Below are 3,935 nucleotides of genomic sequence, written 5' to 3' on the forward strand. Positions count from 1 at the left end.
GACAACTCCGGGCGCTCAGCAACAAACGCACCCAACCGCTCCGCCTGCCCCCGCAACCCCACCTCGGACTTGCCCGACAGCACCCACGCCACCGGGCCGCCCCTCAGGGCGTCGGCCTCCGACTGCGACGGGTCCTCGACTGCCTCAACCGCCGGCGCCTGCTCCAAAATCACATGCGCGTTCGTGCCACTCATACCGAACGACGACACACCCGCCCGACGCGCCTGACCCGTCTCCGGCCAAGGCCGCGCCTCGGTCAGCAGCTCCACCGCACCCGCGGACCAGTCCACGTGCGAGGACGGCGCGTCCACATGCAGCGTCTTCGGCAGCAGACCATGCCGCATGGCCAGCACCATCTTCATGATGCCGACGGCGCCCGCCGCCGCCTGCGCGTGGCCCAGGTTGGACTTCACCGAGCCCAGCCACAGCGGCCGGTCCTTGTCACGCTCCTGCCCGTACGTCGCCAGCAGCGCCTGCGCCTCGATCGGGTCACCCAGTGTCGTGCCCGTACCGTGCGCCTCCACGGCGTCGACGTCTGCGGCGGACAGCCGCGCGTTCGCCAGTGCCTGCCGGATGACGCGCTGCTGGGACGGGCCGTTGGGCGCTGTCAGGCCGTTCGACGCGCCGTCCTGGTTGACTGCGGTTCCCCGTACCACGGCGAGCACTTCGTGTCCGTTCCGCCGCGCCTCGGACAGCCGCTCCAGCACGATCACACCGACACCCTCGGCCAGCCCCATGCCGTCCGCGTCATCGGCGAACGCCTTGCAGCGGCCGTCGGCCGCAAGGCCGCGCTGTCGGGAGAACGCGGTGAACGCGCCGGGTGTCGCCATGAGTGCGACACCGCCGGCCAGTGCCAGCGAGCAATCTCCGTTCCGCAGCGCCTGCACCGCCAGGTGGAGTGCCACCAGCGACGAGGAACACGCCGTGTCGACCGAGACGGCGGGACCCTCCGCACCGAAGGTGTAGGAGATGCGGCCCGAGATGACGCTGGACGCGTTGCCGGTCAGGACGTGCCCTTCGGAACTGCTCGCCGACCGGAGCACCGCGGAACCGTAGTCGTGGATGTTGTTGCCGGTGAAGACGCCGGTCTGGCTGCCGCGCAGCGAGCTCGGGTCGATGCCGGTCCGTTCCAGGGCCTCCCAGGAGACCTCCAGCAGCAGCCGCTGCTGCGGGTCCATCGCCAGCGCCTCACGCGGGGAGATCCCGAAGAAGCCGGAGTCGAAGTCCGCTACGGATTCGACGAAGGCGCCCTCGCGTACGTACGACTTGCCGGGGGCGTCGGCGTCCGCGTCGAACAGCGACCCCAGGTCCCAGCCGCGGTCGGTGGGGAAGGGCGTCACGGCGTCCGTTCCGGTGGACAGCACCTGCCACAGGTCCTCCGGTGAGGACACTCCTCCCGGGTAGCGGCAGCCCATGCCGACGATGGCTATGGGCTCGTCGTCGGCGACGACGGTGGTGACGGTCGTCGTGGTCCGCGCCTCTTCGGCCGTGCCGAACGTCTCGTCGAGCAGATAGTCGGCCAGTGCTTCGGCTGTGGGGTAGTCGAAGACGACGGTGGCCGGCAGGGTCAGCCCGGTCGCCGTGTTCAGCCGGTTGCGCAGGTCGACGGCGGCCAGCGAGTCGAAGCCGAACTCCCTGAACGCCTTTCCTGCCGGGAGGGCTTCGACGGAGTCGTGGCCGAGCACGGTCGCCGCCTGCGTCCGTACGAGCTCCAGCACCGCCTGGCGGCGTTCACCGGTGGGTCGCCCGGCAAGTCGTCGCCGTAGCGCCGTCTCCGTGCCCGTTCCCGCCTGGCTGTCCTTGTTGCTCTCCGCGTTGAGGATGGCGCGTGCCTCGGGCACGGCCTCGATCAGCGGCGAGACCCGCACCGAACTGAACGTCGGGACGAACCTGTCCCAGGCGACGTCGGCGAGAGCGATGAACGTCTCGTCGTGATCGAGTTCGCGCTGGAGTCCGGAGATCGCCACCTCCGGGTCGAGGAAGGGGAGACCACGCTTGCGCACGAGACTCGGGTCCACGCCTTCGGGGATGTTGCCGCCGCCCCATTCGTTGATCGCCAGCCAGATGCCCCAGGCGAGGGAGTTGGCGGGCAGGCCACGGGCACGGCGGTGCTCCGCGAGCGCGTCGAGGTAGGCGTTGGCGGCGGCGTATGCGGCGTGGTCGCCGCTGCCCCAGACGCCGGCGATGGAGGAGAACAGCACGAACGCGTCGAGCTCGTCGCCGTCCAGCAGTTCCGCCAGGTGCTGGGCACCGAGGACCTTGGCGGCCATGACGTCGTCGAACTCGGTCAGGGTGCTGTCGGCTATCGAACCGATCTTGATCAGTGCCGCGGCGTGAACGACCGCACGGACCGGGTCGCCCTTCGCCCTCAGCTCGTCGAGCATGTCGGCCACCGCCGTGCGGTCCGAGACATCGCAGACGAGAGCGGTGAGACGCGTGCCGGTACCGGCGAGTTCCTCGGTCAGCTCCGGGATGCCGGGTGCGGCCGGGCCGCGTCGGCCGGGCAGCACGATGTGCTCCGCGCCGTTGTCGGCCAGCCAGCGTACGAGCCTCGGCCCGATGTCTCCGGTCCCGCCGGTGACCAGCACGGTGCCGCGCGGCCGCCACTGTCGCTTCGGTGCCGCCGTACCCAGGGGAGCGCGGGCCAGGCGACGTACGAACACTCCCGACAGCCGTATGGCCAGCTGGTCTTCGGCGCCGATGCCGGAGAGCACCGCCGCCAGCCGCTGCTGGGCACGCTCATCGAGTTTCTCCGGCACATCGACCAGACCGCCCCATCGCCGCGGGTGCTCCAGCGCCACCACGCGCCCCAATCCCCAGATCTGGGACTGCACGGGCCGGGTGAGGGCGTCGGCCGCCGACACCGACACGGCACCGCGGGTCAGACACCACAGCGGCGCCTCGATGCCGGCGTCGCCGAGCGCCTGGACCAGGCTGACCGTCAAGGCGAGGCCCACCGGCAGCGCACGATGCCCGGGGTGCGAGGTCTCCGCGGCGGCGAGCAGGGACACCACTCCGCTCGGCTGCCTCCCGTCCAACGCGTCGGCCAGCCGCTTCGCGAGGACGTCCCGGTCAGTGTCCGGATCGGTCAGATCGATGGTGACGACCTCGGCACCTTGGTTCGTCAGCGCGTCCGCGCAGTCGGGCATCGCCGTGTCCGCGTGGTTGATCACCAGCCAGGTGCCGGTGAGCCGGGTGGGCTTGGTGTCGATGGGCTTCCAGTTGATCCGGTAGCGCCACTGGTCCACCTCCGACGCCTCGCGCTGCTGTCGGTGCCACGCGGACAGGGCGGGAATCAGGGCGCCCAGCTCCTGACCGTCGCCGTCGTCCAGCGCCAGCGTCCGGGCCAGGCTCTCCAGGTCCTCGCGCTCGACCGCTTCCCAGAACCGAGCCTCAACGGAGTCCGCGGCCCGGATCTGTCCGCTCGACGACGTCCCCTCGGCGGAGCTCTCGACGGCGGTGGCCAGCCAGTAGCGCTGTCGTTGGAAGGCGTAGGTCGGCAGGTCGACGCGCTGCGGCCGATACGGAGCCAGCACCTTCTCCCACGCGACCGGAAGACCCTGAACATGCGCCTGCCCGAACGCCGTCAGCAGCTGCTCCGCGCCGCCGTGATCGCGACGCAGGGTGCCCAACGCGGCACCCGATACGCCCGCGTCCTCAAGGGTCTGCTCGATGCCCACCGTCAGGACCGGGTGAGCGGAAGCCTCGACGAACACGGAGTGGCCGGCATCGACGGCAGCACGCACGGCATCCTCGAAACGGACCGTCTGCCGCAGATTCCGGAACCAGTACCCGGCATCAAGATCGGCCGTGTCGATCAACTCACCAGTCAGCGTGGAAAAGAAACCCACCGAGGAAGAGGACATCGGACTGATCGGGGCAAGATCGGTCAGAATCCGGTCCCGGAGAGCCTCCACATGCGGGGAGTGGGACGC

Annotated in this window: 1 protein-coding gene; it reads right to left on the minus strand. The window is 70.3% G+C overall.

What is annotated here, in order from left to right; all coding sequences use genetic code 11:
• Window positions 1-3,917, minus strand: a 3,917-nt coding sequence (locus AB0D04_RS42275; protein ID WP_362712772.1) for an SDR family NAD(P)-dependent oxidoreductase, incomplete at its 3' end; no start/stop codon positions are given.
• Window positions 3,918-3,935: the final 18 nt, after the last annotated feature.

This window comes from Streptomyces sp. NPDC048483 (assembly GCF_040651455.1).
In the GTDB taxonomy this organism is placed as follows: Bacteria; Actinomycetota; Actinomycetes; order Streptomycetales; family Streptomycetaceae; genus Streptomyces.